13 protein-coding genes are annotated in these 20430 nt (G+C 47.1%); 12 read left to right on the forward strand and 1 reads right to left on the reverse strand.

What is annotated here, in order from left to right; genetic code table 11:
- Nucleotides 1–38: 38 nt before the first annotated feature.
- From PHS46_02405 to PHS46_02440, 8 genes are read left to right on the forward strand one after another with little or no spacing between them, the layout of a single operon-like run.
- Nucleotides 39–1508: an NAD(P)/FAD-dependent oxidoreductase gene (locus PHS46_02405; protein ID MDD3905363.1), complete on the forward strand. Its 1470-nt coding sequence runs from the start codon at nucleotides 39–41 to the stop codon at nucleotides 1506–1508.
- Nucleotide 1509: 1 nt separating this feature from the next.
- Nucleotides 1510–2799 (forward strand): beta-ketoacyl synthase N-terminal-like domain-containing protein, encoded by a 1290-nt coding sequence (locus PHS46_02410; protein ID MDD3905364.1) that lies wholly within the window; start codon nucleotides 1510–1512, stop codon nucleotides 2797–2799.
- Entirely contained in the window at nucleotides 2796–3362 is a 567-nt protein-coding gene (locus tag PHS46_02415; protein MDD3905365.1) for a flavodoxin family protein, read from the forward strand. The genes PHS46_02410 and PHS46_02415 overlap by 4 nt, the downstream gene beginning before the upstream one ends.
- Entirely contained in the window at nucleotides 3362–4027 is a 666-nt protein-coding gene (locus PHS46_02420; protein MDD3905366.1) for a hypothetical protein, read from the forward strand. Before PHS46_02415 ends, PHS46_02420 begins: the two co-directional genes overlap by 1 nt.
- A 41-nt stretch (nucleotides 4028–4068) precedes the next feature.
- The gene (locus tag PHS46_02425) at nucleotides 4069–6234 is read left to right on the forward strand and encodes an ATP-binding protein (GenBank protein MDD3905367.1); all 2166 of its coding nucleotides are present in this window, start codon (nucleotides 4069–4071) and stop codon (nucleotides 6232–6234) included.
- On the forward strand, nucleotides 6221–6604 hold the full coding sequence (locus PHS46_02430; protein ID MDD3905368.1) for a response regulator: 384 nt from the start codon (nucleotides 6221–6223) through the stop codon (nucleotides 6602–6604). Before PHS46_02425 ends, PHS46_02430 begins: the two co-directional genes overlap by 14 nt.
- A gap of 23 nt (nucleotides 6605–6627) precedes the next feature.
- Nucleotides 6628–6984: a response regulator gene (locus PHS46_02435; GenBank protein MDD3905369.1), complete on the forward strand. Its 357-nt coding sequence runs from the start codon at nucleotides 6628–6630 to the stop codon at nucleotides 6982–6984.
- 18 nt (nucleotides 6985–7002) lie between these two features.
- Nucleotides 7003–8367 carry an HD domain-containing protein gene (locus PHS46_02440; GenBank protein ID MDD3905370.1) on the forward strand — a complete coding sequence of 455 codons (1365 nt, stop codon included), beginning with the start codon at nucleotides 7003–7005 and terminating at the stop codon, nucleotides 8365–8367.
- Nucleotides 8368–8372: 5 nt separating this feature from the next.
- On the opposite strand, the gene PHS46_02445 is transcribed toward PHS46_02440, so the two are convergent.
- Nucleotides 8373–8924: an XRE family transcriptional regulator gene (locus PHS46_02445; protein MDD3905371.1), complete on the reverse strand. Its 552-nt coding sequence runs from the start codon at nucleotides 8922–8924 to the stop codon at nucleotides 8373–8375.
- Nucleotides 8925–9081: 157 nt separating this feature from the next.
- On the opposite strand from PHS46_02445, the gene PHS46_02450 reads away from it, so the two are divergent.
- From PHS46_02450 to PHS46_02465, 4 genes are read left to right on the forward strand one after another with little or no spacing between them, the layout of a single operon-like run.
- The gene (locus PHS46_02450; GenBank protein ID MDD3905372.1) at nucleotides 9082–12075 is read left to right on the forward strand and encodes a putative Ig domain-containing protein; all 2994 of its coding nucleotides are present in this window, start codon (nucleotides 9082–9084) and stop codon (nucleotides 12073–12075) included.
- Nucleotides 12072–13145, forward strand: a complete 1074-nt coding sequence (locus PHS46_02455; protein ID MDD3905373.1) for a SpvB/TcaC N-terminal domain-containing protein — start codon at nucleotides 12072–12074, stop codon at nucleotides 13143–13145. Before PHS46_02450 ends, PHS46_02455 begins: the two co-directional genes overlap by 4 nt.
- Before the next feature lie 6 nt (nucleotides 13146–13151).
- The gene (locus PHS46_02460) at nucleotides 13152–20015 is read left to right on the forward strand and encodes a toxin TcdB middle/N-terminal domain-containing protein (protein MDD3905374.1); all 6864 of its coding nucleotides are present in this window, start codon (nucleotides 13152–13154) and stop codon (nucleotides 20013–20015) included.
- Entirely contained in the window at nucleotides 20012–20419 is a 408-nt protein-coding gene (locus PHS46_02465) for a hypothetical protein (protein ID MDD3905375.1), read from the forward strand. Before PHS46_02460 ends, PHS46_02465 begins: the two co-directional genes overlap by 4 nt.
- Nucleotides 20420–20430: the final 11 nt, after the last annotated feature.

The raw sequence follows: 20430 nt of genomic DNA on the forward strand, positions 1-20430 counted from the left end.
TATGACAGTCGTTCTGGCGAGATACGGGAATTAAAGGAATGAATAAAAAATACGATGTGATAATAATCGGTTCCGGGATAGGCGGATTGGCTGTCGCCGGACTTCTGGCGGAGAAAAAGAAAGTTCTTGTGCTGGAGAAGAATCGTCCTTTGGGCGGATATTGCGCAAGCTTCAAAAGAGGCGACTATCTTTTTGAGTCGGCGGTCCAGGCGATAAACGGTCTTTATAAAGGCAGTCCGATATATGATATTCTGAAAAGAACGAGCGCTCTTTCAGCCACGGAGATCGAAAGCCCCAAAGAGTTGTACAGGAGTATATTCCCGGATTACGACATAACTATTCCGCAAAAAGATCTGGCGAAGTATAAAAAGATGCTTTTTTCGTTTTTCCCGAGGGAGAAAGAGAATATCGAATCACTTTTCAGCGTAATGGAGTCGCTATATATGGAGATGAGGAGATTTTATCTGGGCGAAGCGCCTAAGAAAAGCCCCTTTATCCTCCGTTATTATAAAAGGTCCCTCAGAGACCTGCTCGATGAATTCATAAAGGACGATAAGCTTAAGGCCATCATCTCGCAGTACTGGATGTACCGAGGCCTTCCGCCCAGCAAGCTCTCCGCGATCACTTTCTCATACATATGGTATGACTATACGGCGAACGGCAGTTATTTCCCGCGCGGGGGAATGGAAGACATTATAAAGAGCATGACAGATTTCATCAGGAAGAGCGGCGGAGATGTGATGATTGGTTGCGAAGTCGCAAAGATACATGTCGAAAAGGGTGAGGCCTCAGGCGTGGAGCTTAAGAATGGGGATAGGTTTTCCGCGGATAGCGTTGTTTCGGGCATAGATGTTTTTGGGACATTCGCCATGATCGACGGCGCGGAGAAGACGGCCATCGCCCCATTTTTGAAAAAGCTTAAGGAGAATGCGATATCGATATCGGCTTTTAAAGTTTATCTTGGCCTTGATGTGGATGTCAGGAGCTTGGGCGTGAAAGATTATGAGATATTCGTAAATCCTTCATATGACATGGAGTCGATGTACCGATCGTCCGTAGATAATGATTTCCAGGACGCCCCGTATTCGATAACGATATACTCCAACCTGTCCGGCGCTTTCTGCGGCAAAGGCAAATCCGCTGTTTCCATAGGCATGTTGTCGGGTTACGATTTTTGGAAGGGCTTGTCCCGCACAGAATATAAAAAGAACAAGGAAGAGGCGCTCGAGACTCTGCTCGGCCGCGCGGAAAAAATAATCCCCGGCTTAAGAAAGCATATAAAAGTCAAAATAGCCGGTACGCCGCTTACAATGGAAAGATATACCGGCAACAGCCAGGGGTCGATCTACGGCTGGAATAGAAAAAACCTTGCCGACGAAATGCAGTTTATCAATCCCACTACGCCTATAAAAAATCTTATGCTTGCCAGCCACTGGACAAAGATGGGCGGAGGGATAGGTGGGGTGCTGTTATCGTCGGATCGTGTGAGTAATCTGTTAAAAGGATAATATGAAAAGAGTTGTTATTACAGGTATAGGCCCGATGTCTTCCCTGGGCACCGGATGCAAAGAGACGTGGGATTCGATCTTAAGCTCAAGATTGAATCTCGTCAAAGAGCATTATTCCGTAGGCGGCGAGGAGTGGGGAGAGTTTTATCTGCACAAACTGCGCGATTTTAGCATAGATAAGTTTGACCTGCCGAAGGAAAACTTCAAATTTGTAAAAGGATTAAGGACGGTAAAAAAAGAGGATACGGATCTTTATTATCTGCTGGCTGTCATCAAGCTTGCTATAGAGGACAGCAAACTTAAGTACGATCTGGAAAATAACGCCATGGGCCTTATCCTGTCGCACGAAAATCCGGGCGTGGAGATATTTTTTGAGGAGCTTATCGATTCACTTTACGATATATTCAAGACGAATCAGGGCAAAGACGCGACGAAGTTGGAACTCGCGAAAGCCGTATATAACGGCGGATGCGAAGAGCGCGGCTACAATCTGCAGTCATTTTCCTATCTATTCTCCGCCGCGAAAGTCTTCGACCTGCACGGATATTCGCTCTTTATCAATAACGCGTGCGCGTCGGGACTATTCGCCATAGAATCGGCGGCGCGGCAGATAAAGTCCGGTGTTTCGCCGGCCGTTATCGTGGCCGCCGTGGATAATCCGACGAAGATATACAAATATTTGTGGTTTAAGAAGAAAGGCCTTTATGCCGAGGATGGCATCACGCGTCCGTTTTCAGACGAAGCCAATGGCATTGTTTTCGGAGACGGCGGCGCGGCGCTGGTGTTGGAGGATCTCGAACACGCGAAAGCGCGTAGCGCGCATATATATGCCGAGTACTTAGGCGGCGGCTTTTCGCTCGAGGGTTGGAAGATAACGGTGCCGGACGTAACAGGCGATTTTTACGCGCGCTCATTCAGGCAGGCGCTGGAAACCGCCAGGATCAAGCCGGACGATGTCGACTTTGTCAACCCTCACGGGGTCGGCATGAAGATAACCGATATATATGAGGCGAGGACCATCAACGATGTATTTAAAGGGAAGAAGCCGCTCGTAAGTGCGTTCAAACCGCTGGTCGGGCATAATCTGGGCGGTAGCGCGCTTTTGGAGAGTGCGATAGCGCTTTTAGCAATGGAAAACAGCCTCGTTCCGGCAACATTGAATTACAAGAGCGGAGCCAATGGCCTGAAAATCGTCAGCAAAAATCAAAAAGCGGATATAAACGTCATGGCAAAAATGTCATGCGGCTTCGCGGGGTTTAACGGGGTATCGATATTCGGGAAGGTAACATGAGAGCATTGATATTGGATGGATCGAGAAAAGAAGATAAGGTGCTTGAGAAGGCCCATAATATAATAAAAGAGCGCTTAGAAAAAGATAATTGGGAAGTAAAATCCTTTATCCTGCGAGATATTCAGGTGGCACCATGTTTGGGATGTTTTGGTTGTTGGATAAAGACGCCCGGCGTATGCGTCATAAATGACCTCGGGCGGGAAGTGGCTCGTTTGGCATCACAAAGCGATATGTGGGTTCTTATTACTCCGGTGATTTTTGGGGGGTATTCCTCGGAATTAAAAAAAGCTATTGATCGAATGATCTGTATCGGGTTGCCGTTTTTTAATACAGTAAAAAATGAGGTTCGCCATATTCCTAGATATTTGAAGCGTCCTATTCTTGTAGGGTTTGGGTTGCTCGGTGAAGATAATGTGAGTAGCGCGCCAATATTTAAAGCGCTCGTTGAAAGGAATAGTAATAATTTTCAAAGTGCTTTTAGCCGCAGTGAGATTTTTTTATCAGATGATGATGGGAAAAACATAGCAAATAAAATTGATAATACGTTATCAGGGGTAATTTAATGAATTCATCAAAAAGCGTGCTAATTTTAAATGGTAGTCCAAAGCAAGACGGAGGAGTTTCGGGTAATATCGGTAATCGTATTTTGAGTTCTTTAGCCGTAAAAGGTATGCGGGGCGTAATGATTCGTATTATTGATGTTGCGGGTTCTAAAGAAAGATTGGATGTTTTAGTCGATCAGATAAATAATTCGGAAGCCATTATATTATCCTGTCCTTTATATATCGATAGCATACCATCTTATGTTATTCGCGCAATAGAGCATATTGGCGAGTCCAGAAAAAAAACAGGTGGAGCTAATGTGCGATTGGCCGTAATTATGCACTGTGGCTTTCCGGAGGCTTTTCATAATGATGTTGCTATCCGTATATTTCGGCAATTTGCGATAGAGTCAAGATTTGAATGGATTGGCGGTATGGCATTTGGGATGGCACCGATAATTAATAATAAATTAATAACTTTTCAGTGTAAAAATATAGATAAAGCGATTAAGTCGATGACCGATGCTATTTACTCAGGTACAGCGATTCCTGAAAAAGCTATTACTCTGATAGCAAGACCTTTTATGCCAACAATGCTTTATACATGCGTTGGTAATATTCTTTGGCGCATGATAGCTTTTAAGAATAAAGCATTAAAAATTAATGCGACTCCTTACGCCAGTTAAAAAATGTATTTTCTATAATGTGTAAATAGGGGATTGACAGTATGAATTTATTTTCAATTTTCGGTTTAGTAATAGGGCTTACAACTCTTTTTTTGGCGGTGCTACTTTTAAGATTTGGAAATATGCGGAACGATTTGCACCGTTCGCTATTCTTACTAAATATAGCTTTGGTAATATGGGGCTTTGGATGCATGATGGTTGGAATGTCGGCCGATGCGGCGTCAGCGCTTTTTTGGTGGAAGATAGCGCATATAGGCGGTGTTTTTACCGTTTGTTTTATTTTGGAAAATGTATTAGCAGTTACTGAGAGTAAGAAGAGGTGGTTTTTGATTTTTGCATACACAGAAGCATCTCTTTTTCAAGTCTTCTCGTTCTTTGATCTTTTGCAAGTAAAAATGACGTATGTTTTTAATTCTTTTTACTACATCACTCCAAACGGTATTGTATATCCGATATTCACTTTTTGTTTTCTTTTAGTCTGTTACTATTCCGCTATTATTTTAGTTACCGCTCTTTGGCATTCGCAAGGTCAAAAACGTTTACAGCTTAAATATCATCTATTTGCATTTTTATTTGGCATAGTTGGTGGAACGACGCACTTTTTCACAGTTTATTTTCCGAATGTTTTTCCTTACGGGTCATTATTACTTCCCGGATTTCCATTATTGACGACCTATGCAATCCTGAAACACAAGTTTTTAAATATCGAAGTAATCATAAAAAAGACTCTCGTTTTTGCAGGGTTATTTGCGTCTGTCTTTGCCATGGTCATTCTGCCGACGCTGATTTTGCAGGAATATATATTCCGAAGCGCGAGTTTTGGCGGTAAGATACTGGGATTTGCGATAAGCGGCGCTATTATTATCCTGACGATGCGGCGCATCGAGTCCTTCCTTATAAGCATTACCGATAAATACCTATTCCAGAAGAAATACGATTACAAGGAATTGCTCAAGACATTTACGACTGAGGTATTGACGGTACTGGATCTCGACCGGCTCGTGAACCTGACGGTTGATAAGATCGGTGACATCATGAAGATATCTTCCGCATCGGTTCTTCTATTGGATGCGGACAAGGTGCAGTTCGATGTCGCGGCATCGCAAGGCATAAAAGATCCGTCAGTCGCTTTATTGAAGTCGGACGCTATAGTAACATTTATGGAGAAGACGCACGGGCACATACTGCTTTCTGACATGAAAAAGAATAAGATAATAATACCTGCCGCGGTGCAGGCTACCATGGACAGGTTAAACACAGAGCTCATGATCCCTATGATCATGCGCGAAGAAGTGACGGGCATCCTGTCGCTCGGCAAGAAGAAGTCCGATGAGGAATACACACAGGACGACCTCGACATACTTTTGCCGCTGGCGCGCACTCTCGCCATCGCCATATCGAACGCCAAGTTCTTCGACGAGCTCAGCAAAACGCAGGCCGAAGCCGCGCAGAAAGAAAAGATGGCGGTTATCGGTACGCTTTCGGCCGGGATAAACCATGAGATATGCAATCCTCTCGGCATAGCGCGCGGCCAGTGCGAGGCGTTCCTGCTGAATTTGAAAGACGGCCTCTATAAGTTGAAGACCAACGAAGAGCTACTCACTAAAGCCAAAGATATCATGGCGAAGGTCATCCATGAAACCGACCGGGCGACGGCCATCACGAAGAAGCTGTCGCAATTTGCCAAGCCGGCTAAAGGCGACCTGGAGATAGTCGGTATTGATAAAGAGATTGACGATGTCCTGGGGCTGGTGGATTATGAGCTAAAGCTTGAGAAGATCGAGATAGAGAAACGGCTTCAGGAAAACCTGCCGAATATCTTTGTCGACAAGAAGCAGTTTCAGGAGGTTTTATTCAACCTGATACGAAACGCAGGGCAGGCGATAGGCGAGAAGGGCCGGATAATAGTTACCGCCAGGCGTGAGAAGGGAAAAGTATATATCGATATAAAGGATTCGGGCGCAGGTATTCCGCCCGATAAGATAAAACAACTGTTCAATCCGTTCTTTACTACCAAGGATCCGGGCAAAGGCACCGGCCTCGGACTTTTCATAGTCCGCCAGGTCATAGAGAAGAACGGCGGCCGCATTCGCCTTAAAGAGACTAAGGTCGGCGAAGGCACGACGTTTACTCTGGAATTCCCGGAAGCGAGCCAGGAAGATTATGCAAGCGCAAAGAAAGGAAAAACAGTTAATGGCAAAACCTAAAATAGTCGCGATAGACGACGAGGCTGATTTCATACAAATGTTGAGGGATTACTTCGAACCACGGGAGTACGAAATAAATGTCGCGATCCGTGGGGCGCGGGGGATCGAACTGGTTAAAGAGAAACAGCCGGATGTCGTCCTGATGGACCTGAAGATGCCGGGTATCGACGGCGACGAGGTGCTTAAGCTCATGGCGTCGATGAGCCACGCGCCGAAGATAATATTCATAACGGCGTACGACGACGGCGGTAAGACGAAGGCGCGCCTTCTGGAACTGGGGGCGTTCGCGTGTCTCGACAAACCGATAGCCTCGTTAAAAGGTCTGGAGGAGATGATTATCCGCGCGGCGGGTAATGTGGTAAATAAGTAGCGGTAAGCAGTAAGGAGGTAGTAATGAAGAAGATACTCGTAGTTGACGATGAGCACGACATATGCGATTTTCTCCAGAGCTTCTTTCAGGAGAGAGGGTATGCCGTGCGGTTCGCCACGAGCGGAGACTCCGCGCTCGCAATGGTAAAAGAGGAGAGGCCCGACCTGATGCTCCTCGATGTAAAGATGCAGGGTATGGACGGTATCGCGGTGCTCAAGCACGTCAAGGATATCGATAAACAGATAAAAGTGGTCATGGTTACGGCTCTCGAAGACCAGGATAGGATAGATGAAGCGTGCCGCCTCGGCGCGTCCGAGTATATCACAAAGCCGCTTGTTCTCGAAAATCTCGAACGCGCGGTTGAGAATAATTTAAAATAACAAAAGGAGAATGTGGTAATGGATAAACCGAAAAAAGCGCCGAGTTGGGACAAGCTCAATAATCTCTTCGTCGAGAATACCGCGGGCCGCGGCGCCAACCGCATAAATCCGCAAAGCGATCAACAGGACGGCTCGCCACCGGAGGGCGTTATGCCAAAATACGATTACCAGGCGTTTTTGGAGAAGGCGTCCAGGACGATGATACGCTTCAAAAAGCCCGAACATCTTATAAAGATGATCGTCCGGACGATCGACGAACAGCTTAAGGTAACGCACACCGCCGTGCTTTTATTTAAAGAACATAAGCATTCCTATATTCTGATAGATTCGAAGGGCGCGCACGGTGTAAAACTGCCGATAGGTTTTATAAAGCTGGCCGCGGATAATCCTCTCATCAGCGTATTTACCGGGAAGGAAAGTTATCTTATATCCGAGACGGGTATATTGCGCTCCGACGATGTTATCACCGGCCTGCGAAACCGCGAGATACTCGAGCGCCAGCCGGCGCTTTATGACAAACTGCTTCTCATAAAGAAGCAGATGGATCTGATAAAGGCGAAGCTGTGCGTACCGTGTTATTTTAAGCGCGAACTCTTGGGCATACTCGTCCTGGGCGAGAAGATATCGGGCGAGAGTTTCAGCCGCGAGGAGATGGGATTTTTCGTTACGCTTGCCAACGACGCCGCAATGGCCATAGCGAACGCGCTACTTATCGAAAACTTACAGCAAAAGATCGACGAGATAAAGGAGCTCTACGTCCGCGAGCACCGCATATTCATACATACGGCGATAGCGATGGCCGCGGCCATAGACGCGCGCGATCCGTACACGCACGGACACACGGAGCGCGTTACGACCTACTGTCTGGCGATAGCCAGGGAGCTCGAGGGCATCCCCGAGATGTCGGCATACAAGAATTTCAGGGAGACTCTGCAGATATCGGCGCTCCTGCATGATATCGGCAAGATCGGCATTCCCGACCACATCCTAAATAAGCACGGCAAGCTTTCGCCGGAGGAGTTCGAGGAGATAAAGAAGCACTCGATAATCGGCGCGACTATACTGCATCCGATCAAGGAATTGAGCGACGTTGCGAGGGAAGTGCGCCACCATCAGGAGTGTTACGACGGTTCGGGTTATCCGGACGGGGTGAAGGGCGCGGATATCCCGCTCATCGCCAGGATAATAGCGGTGGCCGATGCTTTCGACGCCATAACTACCGACCGGCCGTATAAACGCAGAAAGAGGATCGAGGACGCCCTGCAGGAATTGAAGCGCTGTTCCGGTTCGCAATTTGATCCGGTTATCGTGAGCGCGTTTTTATTGGCTTATGAGAAAGGTAATATAATCACAAGTAGTGACCAAACCCCAAGGCTGGGATAAAAGCGTTAAGCCGCGGGCGGACAGGATACAGAGACGATCTTCACCTCGCTATTTCCAAGATTCTTAAAATAGTGAGGTGCGGATGAGTCGAAGTATATAGTGTCGCCCGAACCCAATACGTATTTTTCCTCGCCTATAGCCGCTTCGATCCGTCCTTCAATGACGTAAATGAACTTTTCGACGCCGCGCGCATCTTCTTCCGCGCCGGTGCGGCCGTGCTTTGCTATTGTAATGAGGATGGGGAGCATATTCTTGTCGCGGACATTTGTCGCGAGTATAATTGACGCGGATTTCTTGTCGTGTATCGAGACCTTAGGCCCGGTTTCTTTTGTTTTTACCTCGACGGTCTTCTTTGCGGAGGGCAGATCTTTATAGAGATCGGTTATGGTAATGCCTAACGCGTCGCATATATTTATGTGCGATTTTAATGTACCCGTCATCTTGCCGTTCTCGACCCTGCTCAACGTGGCGAGCGCGACGCCGGATTTCTGCGACAGCTCCGAGAGCGTCATCTTTTCTTCTTTCCTGTATTTATTTATTATCTCTCCGACATGCATATATTATAGCTCCTATTTTTATGAACCAATTATACTACTCTTTTGTGGATTTGTCAAGTCATGAAACAATCAAACTTGATAAAAAGTAAAAAAGATTTGACAAAATCGGAATTGCATGATATATTTCTTATGCTTGGTAGCGAGGATGGTCAAAATCATGAGAAGAATAAATTTCCTAATCGTTTGTGCGCTTACCTGTATTGTTATTGCCGGAGTTACGGAGCTCTGCTTTGCTTCTATCCCGCCTACTACTATAATAACTGCTAAACTGGATGCTAATCCCGCCGAAGACATTATCATTAACTTCGGTTCTCAACACGGTCTTTGGGTATATTCCAATAACTCTGTCTGGTTTCACCTTCACCCTATAAGTCCTAAGTCAATTACCAGAGCTGATCTTGATGGCAATGGCATCGATGATCTCGTGATCGACTTCGGTTCTCAGTACGGCGTCTATGTGTATAGCGATACCGGTGCATGGACTCAGCTTCATATTTTTACCGCAAGCTCCATTACCGCCGCCGATCTTGACGGCAACGGTAAGGACGACATTATAATCGACTTTGGTCCCCAGTACGGCATCTATGTGTATAGCGATACCGGTGCATGGATTCAGCTTCATACTTTAACCGCAAAGTCAATCACCGCCGCCGATCTTGACGGCAATGGTAAGGATGATATCATCGTAGACTTTGGTTCACAGTACGGCATCTATGTGTATAGCGATACCGGTGCATGGAATCAGCTACATAACTTCACCACAAAGTCTATCACCGCCGCCGATCTTGACGGCAACGGTAAGGATGATATCATCGTAGACTTTGGTTCAGAGTACGGCATCTATGTGTATAGCGATACCGGTGCATGGAATCAGCTACATAACTTCACCACAAAGTCTATCACCGCCGCCGATCTTGACGGCAACGGTATTGACGACATTATAATCGACTTTGGTTCTCAGTACGGCATTTGGATATATTACAACAACTCTACATGGCAAAAATTACATGATCTTAGCCCATGGGCAGTGAATGTACCGCCGCCGCAATTCACGAATCTAACCGATAAGACCGTGGTCATAGGTAATTTATTACAATTTACGTTAGAAGCTGACGGCTCCTATGTTCCTGCGGGTGAGCTTGCGTATTCGGTTGCAGGCCTGCCTCCGGATGCTTCGTTTGATGCCGCAAGCCGCACTATTTCATGGACGCCAACCCTATCCGATAAAGGGACCTACGACGTTACCTTTACCGTAACCAATGGCGCTACATCATCCACCAAATCTATCATTCTCTCGACTGTATATATAGAGGAAGCCTTGCTCACAAATGACGCAAGCATTGTGGGTAAACCGTCTATTTATGACGATAAAGTTATCTGGTCAGATAATAGAAATTCAAGCTACGATCTTTACCTGTATGATATCTCAGGCCATAGCGAATCGCTCCTAAATATTGATACCGCGGCAAAATTTAAACCTGCGATATATGGAGATAATATTGTATATATCGATCAGGACTTCAACCTTTATATGTACGATCTCTCCACAACCCAGAAGACTGAAGTAACAACGCTTTCTACAGCCGATAACGGACCGGCTATTTATAAAAATAAAATAGCATATGTAGCTGACCCCGTGAATATCTGTATATATGATATACCAACCGGACAAGTAACTGCGATAAGCGACGCAAGCTCAAGCCATGGATCTCTGAATATGGATGAAAATTCTCTCTTTTGGGAAAGTAGTCGATTGGATTCCGGCCAGAATGTTTATGATATATACACCTACGACCTTCAAGCCGGAACTAAATCTATGGTATTAAATAATCTTGCTTTATGCGGATTTGCCGCATATGGAGATAAGATATCCTGGGCTCAATCAACCGGACTATGGATATACAATATCTCTACAAAAGAGGGGATGCAGTTAACGCAAAATTCAGGCTCTATCAATCTTGCCATGTATGAGTATAGGATCGTATGGGCGGGAGATGATAGCCAAATCCACCTTACGGCCATGACTTTCTCGCCTCGTATTATCTCTGCCGATTGTGAGTGCGGCTACACAGGCTATAATGTCAATATAACCGGCACAAACCTTGGGTATAGCCAGGGTTCTTCAAATATTGAGTTAGGTGGTAGTGTTGTAAATGCGGCCATAACATCCTGGTCAGACACTTCCATTGTCTGCGTAATACCGTTTAATACTGATTTATCAGGTAATCAGACGCTGAAAGTAAATACTCCAGGGGGTAAGAGTAATGGTGTTGAGATAACCTTGCAGGATTTATCAAAGCTTCCCACAAAACCGACTCTTAACACTTTTTCTACTCCTACCAGTAATACGGTGCAGACATTGTCAGGAACTAAAGATATTAATACCTCTATATGGATGAACGGAGTTGAAAAAGTCCCCATAGATAGCTTTACTACATGGTCTGTCTCTATAACGTTGGCAGAGGGTCAAAACAATATAAACGTCACAGCGAAAAACTCCACAGGCGGAGAGAGTCAATCCGCTCTCGCGAGCATCTTACTTGATACAACCCCTCCCACAACCCCAGTAATGATAGATGATGGAGCTACTACTAATTATATAAGCACTTTTCATGCTGTTTGGTCGGCTCAAGATGCGGAGTCTGGAATTATCGAGTATCGATATCGCATAACGGATGGCACTAATGGCGGATCGGTAATTCGTGATTGGACATCAACGGGTGTAGTGCCGGAGGTGACGGCTACGGAATTATCTCTATCCAAAGGTCATACGTATTATTTCAGCGTCCAGGCCCGGAATGGCGCGGGGTTGTGGAGCTGTATAAGTTCGAGCGGCGGCGGTACATTAATACAGGCCGCGCCGGATATAATATCGATCAGCCCGGTTGCGGGAAGTATTCTGGACTCTGAGAATACGGTGGATTTTAATATAAACGCTATCGACCAGGAAGGGGACGCCATCCAGTATAGGATATTGGTTGACGGCGAGATTGTAAGCGATTGGAATAGCGCTCCAAATTTTAGCTGGCAGATGACGTCGCCCGAATCCGGCGCAAGGCAGGCTACGGTTTATGTTAAAGATACATGGGGCAATGAAAACTCCGGTTGTGTATCGATATACCTGGCCAGAAAGGCATTGGAATTACCATGAGTAATAAAATATTTGCCATAATTATAGTTATAGCTTTATCGTTAACTCCACGTGTTTTTTGTGCTGAGGAAACTGTAAAAACCGAAGATGTATCGGCGACCATCGAAACGAATACGGAAGAAGTCGTTTCCAAAAAGAGCGCGGCGGCTATGGTCAAATCCTCGGCCTCGGCGGTGGCGTCTATGGCGGCGGGCGAAGACGTAAGTTCCGGCTCCGTCGGAGGAGGCGCTTCGCTGTCACCGCTTTTGAGCGAATCATTTCAGACGGATCTTGCCACCGGCAGTGCGACTGCCAATATTCCGATAGTCGTGCCGCCCGGTAGAAAGAATATGCAACCGTCGATAGCGATCTCCTATTCCAGCAATAACCCCAATGGAGTGTGCGGCGTCGGCTGGGGGCTTACAACCTCCAGCATTCAGCGCTCGACCAAGAATGGAACTCCAAAATACGATAGCACGGATACATTTGTTTTTGCTTCAAGCGGATCGAGCGGCGACCTCGCCCTGATCGATGCCGAGAATAATGAATATCGTCAGAAGATAGAGACGGGTTTTATGAAGTATGTCTTTGATCCTGCCGGCTTAAAATGGACGGTATGGGATAAAGCCGGCACTAAATATGTATTTGGCACTTCCGTCGATTCGAGGATCGTGGGTGACGACGCTACGAAAATATTCGCGTGGTTTCTGGACAGGGTCGAAGACGTATATGGCAATACGGTGTTATTTACTTATGAAAAGGATAGCGGGCAGATATATCTGGCCGGAGCTATTTATACCTCCAACTCTACTGTGACTCCGGCGCTCGCCGCGGATAAAGCGGTGAGCCTTGTTTACGAAACCGGCAGGGCCGATATTGCCTATAATAACAGAGCCGGGTGGCAGATAGCTACCGCCAAACGATTAAAAGAGGTACAGGTTAAAGTCGATGGCGTTCTCGTGTGGCGGTATGCGTTCAGTTACTCGACGAGCGCGGATACGACACGCTCGCTCCTGACGCAGGTTACGCTTTTCGACGCGGCCGGCAACAGTCTGCCTCCGAAGAAATTTACGTATCAAACGATCGAGTAGACAAAAATGCGAAAATTTATTTCCATAATCCTGGTATTTGCCCACGTTGCGCTTATACTGCCTCTTCCCGAGGCGCACGCGATGGAGAGCGCCAATTTTAAGGTAACGGAGAGCGCCGTATCCTCCGGAGGCGGCTCAAACGGCGGTATTGGGGCGGATATCGCTTATTCAAATGCCGCGGAACCGGCTACGGGTAATGCGGAGAGTTCAAATTATAAGGCCTCGCTCGGCTACATAAATGTTATCGCCTCGAACCCGCCGATATTCAAATCATTGATACCGGACGCGAATATGAGAGCGGTGTGGGATAAGGCTCAGCCATGCGCGACGACGATATCCCTCGATGGGTATTTTTCCAGCCCCGATAATTTGCCCCTTACATATATAGTAGAAGGTAACTCGCGGATATCTGCGGTTGTTAATCCCGTAACGCACGTCGTCAATTTTTCGCAGGGCGATGATTTTTCCGGTGCCGAGGCCGTCAGGTTCGTTGCTGTAGATGCCTCAGGCAATAGAACCGTGAGTAATTTTGTGATGCTTGTGGTGAAAGGGGCCGGTAATAATCCTCCGGTGATCCATCCGATCAGCGACATTACGGTGCGCGAGAACGAACTCGTTCAGGTCGCGCCGACGGTATTCGATCCGGATGGCGATGCTCTGACTATAACTTACAGCGCGCCCTTAAACGATACGGGAAGCTGGCAGACGTCCTACAAAGACTCTGGTGCATATAAAATAACGGCTACCGTTTCGGACGGGACGCTAAAAGCTTCTTCCGCTTTTAATATAACCGTAAAAAATGTGAACAGGCCTCCGGTTATCGATACGATTGCCGGCGTAACGGTCAACGAAGGTGATGTCGTCAAATTAAACGTTACAGCCCGCGATCCTGATGGCGATAATGTCACCATAGATTATCCGAATCCTCTGGATAGCGACGGAAGCTGGCAGACGACGTACAAAGATGCCGGGTCATACAGTTTTACGGTTACCGCATCGGACGGCGATTTGAGCTCGACGAGCGAAGCCAATGTTACCGTAAATCCCATCAACGCGGCGCCTCTGGTCCGGCTTTACTCCGATAAGACCAGCCTATCTGCGAATGAAGAATTCACGGTTTATCTGCTTGCGCAGGATCCCGACGGCGACCAATTGACGCTGACACTCAAAAAGGATGGGAGCGCGATATCCGGTTGCGAAAACATTGTTCTCGACGCCCAGACTTTTACAAAAACTATATCCATATCGAACGCGGGAAGTCACACCATCGACGCTGTAGTTACGGAAACCGGCGTTTCGGGCGACGCGAATACCGCCTCGGCTACGCTTAAGATAAACGTCGATGAAAATTCCTCGTCGGACGTATATTTCCCGATATCCGGAGATTTTAACGGTGACGGCTTAACGGATCTCGGCTATTTTAACAGGGCGCTCGGGATATGGAAGGTTCAGTTGTCCAAGGGTGACGGTACATTTGGGTCTGTCGAATACTGGATAGCGAGCGGATTCGGTAATAACGACAGCTATTGCTATCCTATGACGGGTGATTTTAACGGTGACGGTAAGACTGACGCGGGTTTTATACGCGTGCCTACTTCAGACGGTGCCGGCTCGTATGTTCGGCTTGCGTTATCAAGCGGTACGGCCTTCAGCGCCCAAACAACCGACTGGCGCAGTACGAGTGCCGGGACACTGATGAGCGACTGGCATTACACGACGTTTACCGGCGATTTTAACGGCGACGGCATAAGCGATACCGGCCAGGTTCATTACGAGGAGGCGAACTATCGTTACGTTGGGCTTACCGGCGCGAATGGCGCGGTATCGGCGATGGAAAATTGGATAAAAGGCGGAAGCCATGTTTCGACAGGTGAAATATCGCCCATCGCGGCCGATTTTAACGGCGATGGATTAACGGACGCGTGTTTTTTCAGGAAGGCATACGGCACATGGACTGTATGCCTCTCGAAGGGCGACAGGTTTGGCGATACGACTACCTGGCTAACGGTATTTGGCACGGATAAAGATCCCGTCCTGGCCGATTTTAACTGCGATGGCCTGACGGACATCGGTTATATGGTAAAGGAAGATTCGCAGTGGTCGGTAAAATATGCCATATCGGACGGAACGAAGTTTAATCTTAAGAACGGCGAAGCGTATACCTACAAGACGCTTATATCCGATTCTGTAAGCGGTACATTCATATCCGGCGATTTTAACGGCGACGGCCTTTTTGATATAGCGGTATTTAATAAGGATACGCGTGAATGGACGGTTAAACTACACCATTCGAAATATCCGGATCTGCTCATCGGAATAGATAACGGTATGAGCGGTACGACCACGATAACTTACAAGGATTCGGCCGTATTCGATAATACCGGCGACGACGGACTGCCGACCCTGCCATTCTCGATACGCGTCGTGACGAGCGTGACCCAGTCGGACGGTCTCGGAAGTAATTACACGGCGAATTATTTTTACCGCGACGGCGCCTTCGACTCCGTCCAGCGCGAGTTCCGCGGGTTCGGTTACGTTAAAGTAATAGACGCCGAAGGAAGCTACAAAGAGACGTATTTTAACCAGGATGACATATATAAAGGAAGGCCGTCGAAAGAAGTGGTGCGTGATAAGTATAACAATATTTACTCGCAGGTTTTGTATAACTGGCAGGATCGTAAATTATTCAGCGACGCGGTTGATTATCCATACCTTCTGGACAAAACCTCAAATGCTTATGATCCGGTTACCGGCGCGACTAAAAGCGCGAAAACTATATACACCTATGACGACTATGGCAATGCGGTAAATGTCAGGGAAGAGGGTTTCCTCGATACGGCAGGAGATGAGCAGGAGGCGCAGATCACGTATTATTACGACACCGCAAACTGGATACTCTCAAAGCCGGTTGAGAGCAGGGTGAAGGACGCCGCGGGCAATGTGGCCGCGGCGACGAAATACGAATACTATTCGGACGGCGCCCTGAAGAAAGAGGAGCGATGGCTCGGGCGCGCGGGCGGCGCTCCGTCGTGGGGATCAGGCGACAACCCGACGGCCGAGTTTACTTACAGCGCTGTCGGAAACGTCGAGACGGTTAAGGACGCCCGCGGCAGTGTTACCGCTACCGCATACGATGCCACAATGACGTTCCCGGTAATAGTTACCAATGCGCTCGGCCATACCCAGCAATTTACCTATAATAAAGCCACCGGCAAGATACTTACTTCCACCGACCCGAATGGCCAGGTGTCGTCTTCGCAATACGACGGATTCGGCCGGTTATATCATGTAGCCGGGCCGGGCAATATCTCCGAGGTTGCGTATACTTACGATCTGGCCTCAACCCCGACCAGGATAATATCCGCTACAAAAACGGCGGACGGAAGCTACGCGAAGGCTTTTAGCTTTATCGACGGCCTTGGCCGACAGATACTCTCGCGCTCCGAAGCCGAATATAGCGGCGCCGCGAAACACATCGTTTCGGGCGAGGTGCGTTACAATTCGCGCGGTCAGGTTGTGCGTAAATACCTGCCTTATTATATCTCTGTCCCAGCCCCCGAAGACTTGTATATGCCGCCGCAGAACGCGACGTGTTATGTCGCGTATGAGTATGACGCCATGGGACGTCTGGTCAAGACGATCCGTCCGGATAATAAGGTGAGTTACACCATATATGGCGTGAATAAGCTGGAAGCGGTAAACGAGAACGGCCAGCGCGCCGCGCAGACGAAAGACGCTTATGGCAGGATAGTCGAGGTTCAGGAAGACATGGGCGATATCACGAATTACGTTTATGATATGCTCGGCAATCTTACCGATACTTACGACAGCGCCTCAACGCGCAATCACGTCCATATGGAATACGATACTTTAGGGCGAAAAATATTGATGACCGATCCCGATATGGGCGGATTCGCCGGCAAGAGCTGGCAATATTATTACGACAGGGCAGGCAACCTCGTCAACCAGGTGGACGCAAAAGGGCAGAGCATAACTTTTCAGTATGATGTCATTAACCGACTGGTTAAAAAATGGGGACTGTCCCCGCAGGGGGCTGTCCCCATTTTTTCCGTTGATTATTTCTACGACGACTCCTCTAAGCCGAACTGCATCGGAAGGCTGTCGAGCGTTACAGATCCAAGCGGTTCGACGGAATTCTTTTACGATATTCTTGGCCGTGAGATAAAGACCACAAAAAATATAGGCACTTCTTCATATTCCGTGGAGCGCTCCTATGATTCGCTCGACAGGCTCGTTACCGTTAAATACCCCGACAGTACTGTTATTGCCTACGTATACAACAAGCAGGGCGGGATCGCTACAGTTACGGGCGAGCAGGGGGCTTCTTATGTTTCCTCGGTAAGTTATAATGCGAACGGCCAGATAGAGCATATAGTGTATGGCAACGGTACCTCGACCGATTATGCTTATGATCCTTATAATTTCCGGCTCGATCAGCTGAAAACTTTCGATCCGCAAAAAACGGCTATACAAAATCTTGCTTATAATTTTGATCCTATCGGAAATGTAACCTCGATCCAGGATAGCGTAAATACCAATACGCAATCTTTTCAATATGACAATCTGAACCGTTTGATACAGGCGACAGGCAATAGTTACGGGCAGATAAATTATACTTATGACTCTATCGGCAATATTCTTACTAAAGGCGCCATCAGAATGGAATACGGCGCCAACGCCGGAGCGCACGCGGTTACCGCGTATACATTAAACGACGTACGAAAAACCATAGTTTACGATCATAACGGCAATATGACTGCGAAAGGCAACAGTAGTTTCGAGTATGATATAGAGAATAGGCTTAATAAAGTAATGGTCGAAAAAGGCGGCGAGCTCTTCGATCTTTCCCTCAATCTTGCCGTCGGATGGAATTTCTTCTCGCTTCCCGGATTTATCCCGAACACAGCCGGCAAGATCAAAGATGTGCTCGCTTCGATAGACGGGAAATACGACCAGGTTTCGACGTACGATCCGGTTACGGGTAAGTGGCTCCACTACGTCGGAGATGAAAAATTCAACCAGTTCGACAAGTTCGAGATCGGCATTGGATACCTCATATATGTAAAAGAGGCGTGCACTTTAAGTTTGAGCGGATCGTTCCCGGCTACCGCCCAGGTCAGCCAGTTAAAGACCGGTTGGAACCTGGTGTCCGCGCCCACGACGTCCGAGATCGAGCCTTCCGAAGCGTTCCGTAACATAACCTACGATTCTATCGTCGAATATAACGGCACGGAATATATCCATGATCCGGCGACGCTCAAGAAAGGCAATGCCTACTGGCTGCATGTAACGAGTGACCAGGCGTGGACTGTGCCTCTGTCGCAGGTCGAAACTACCTACTCTTACGACGGCGATGGTGGAAGAGTTTTACGAACTTCCCCGTCATTGATTACAGATAACCTCGGAGGTTGCGCCGCAGCAGATAACCTCGGAGGTTGCGCCGCAGGCGCATCCTCCGAGGTTGGCAAAGGTCAAGTCACCGTCTATGTCGGCTCCTCTTACGAAGCCGAAGGCCCTGCCGGCCAGTCACCCGACAAGATCACAAAGTACATCTACATGGGCTCGACACGCATCTGCTCGGTCGAGACGTCGTTGCGAGCCGCCGAAGGGGGCTCCTCGGGGGTGGTTAAGGCTTACTACTACCACGCCGACCATATCGGCTCATCCAACGTCGTTACCGACGAAACCGGTAGCGTCGTGAATATTCTCGAATATTCGCCTTTCGGCGAAGTATCTCGCAACACCGGTAATTACTCGACAGATAAGCGCTTCACTGGTAAGATATACGACGAAGGTTCCGCTCTTTACTATTACGGGGCACGTTATTACGACCCCGAACTCGGACGATTCATCACGGCTGATACAGTTATTGCTTATCCATATGATCCCCAGTGTTTCAATAGATATTCCTACGCTCGAAATAATCCCATAGTCTACATCGACCCATCGGGACACTTCTGGTGGTTTATAATATGGGCTATATGTCAGGTCATATCGGCTATAGCTGCCGTTGTATCTGCGGTATGTACAGTCGCAAGTATGATTAGTAGCGCGGCGGGTAATCAGGCGTTAGCTAATACGTTTAGTTCCATTGCCCAAATAGCTGGTTGGGTTAGCATAGGGGCTGGGTTGACTGCCATAGGTGCGGCTACCGCCGCCGAATCTGCCGCAGCCGGTGTAGCGGCCAACACATCGCAAAAGGTTGTTAGTGAAACGACTATATATGTAGTGAGAAAAAGTTCCGAAAATTCAGTCGAGATGGGTTTATTTTATGTGTCACATGAAGTGCCAGCGGCTATTCAAAGCAGTGCAGTAAGCGCGGTTGGGTCACTCGTTGCATCAGGAGTAGGGGCGGGGAGCGCCGTGATAAATAGTGCTATGTCAGGAGGGTCAACAGCAGGAAACGCTTTTGGTAATGCAAATGCACCCGGTTTTTATAAAGACCTTTATCCAGGCCAATATCGAACACAACTAAGTGCAGGGGAGATTGGAATCGGATACAAAGGGGCTGGAATTTTTTATCATACAGGACTAGAAGCAAAAAGCATATCAGGCGAAAGCGCCATAATAGATTTTAATAGAGCACCGGGTGCAAATAATCTGGACACATTATTAGGTAAAGACGTTCCTGGCAAATTCGGTGGCTCCGAAAATTATCAATTTTATTTAGTTGTAGATAATAATTCAACCAAAGTTAATGCATTTTTTGACATAGCTGCAAAACTTCATAATACGGATCATTCATACAATTTATATGGCACAGGGAAACCATTTAATTGCTATGAAGGTCGTGATTGGGTTTTGGAGCAGTTGAAAATTAAGAATAATGTAAGGTGGCGGAATCAATGATTCCTTATGACTCTTGGATAAATAAAAAGCGATTTGGACGATTTACACTTTTATTGAGCCCTGTTTATTTTATAACCGCTACCTATCAAGTGTCTATGTATATTATATCAGCTGAAATTCGTAAATATGGAATTAGTCTATTAGTTTTTCCATTTGCACTTTTTCTTGTGCTGGTTGGAGTTGTCCGGGTATATTTAAGTTATTTACTTCTTAGAAATGCTTGCGAAGAATGGATGATTAAATTAATTTTTGTTTTTCTTTGCGCTATTGAAATTTTTTTTGGATTTTTTGCAGGATTGATTCTTATTGCTGAACTTGGGTTAATTGGCAATATAATAGTTATGCTATTTGTGATTTATTATGTATATGCATTATTGTTTTTTAGGAATAAAATAGAGAATTAGATTTTGTAGAC

This window comes from Candidatus Omnitrophota bacterium (genome assembly GCA_028699255.1).
GTDB lineage: Bacteria > Omnitrophota > Gorgyraeia > 2-01-FULL-45-10 > 2-01-FULL-45-10 > FEN-1322.

Coding starts and splice junctions, on each gene's coding strand:
- PHS46_02405 (MDD3905363.1), top strand. CDS start 39: ATGAATAAAAAATACGATGTGATAATAATCGGTTCCGGGATAGGCGGA.
- PHS46_02455 (MDD3905373.1), top strand. CDS start 12,072: ATGAGTAATAAAATATTTGCCATAATTATAGTTATAGCTTTATCGTTA.
- PHS46_02410 (MDD3905364.1), top strand. CDS start 1,510: ATGAAAAGAGTTGTTATTACAGGTATAGGCCCGATGTCTTCCCTGGGC.
- PHS46_02435 (MDD3905369.1), top strand. CDS start 6,628: ATGAAGAAGATACTCGTAGTTGACGATGAGCACGACATATGCGATTTT.
- PHS46_02420 (MDD3905366.1), top strand. CDS start 3,362: ATGAATTCATCAAAAAGCGTGCTAATTTTAAATGGTAGTCCAAAGCAA.
- PHS46_02440 (MDD3905370.1), top strand. CDS start 7,003: ATGGATAAACCGAAAAAAGCGCCGAGTTGGGACAAGCTCAATAATCTC.
- PHS46_02465 (MDD3905375.1), top strand. CDS start 20,012: ATGATTCCTTATGACTCTTGGATAAATAAAAAGCGATTTGGACGATTT.
- PHS46_02415 (MDD3905365.1), top strand. CDS start 2,796: ATGAGAGCATTGATATTGGATGGATCGAGAAAAGAAGATAAGGTGCTT.
- PHS46_02445 (MDD3905371.1), bottom strand. CDS start 8,924: ATGCATGTCGGAGAGATAATAAATAAATACAGGAAAGAAGAAAAGATG.
- PHS46_02450 (MDD3905372.1), top strand. CDS start 9,082: ATGAGAAGAATAAATTTCCTAATCGTTTGTGCGCTTACCTGTATTGTT.
- PHS46_02430 (MDD3905368.1), top strand. CDS start 6,221: ATGGCAAAACCTAAAATAGTCGCGATAGACGACGAGGCTGATTTCATA.
- PHS46_02460 (MDD3905374.1), top strand. CDS start 13,152: ATGCGAAAATTTATTTCCATAATCCTGGTATTTGCCCACGTTGCGCTT.
- PHS46_02425 (MDD3905367.1), top strand. CDS start 4,069: ATGAATTTATTTTCAATTTTCGGTTTAGTAATAGGGCTTACAACTCTT.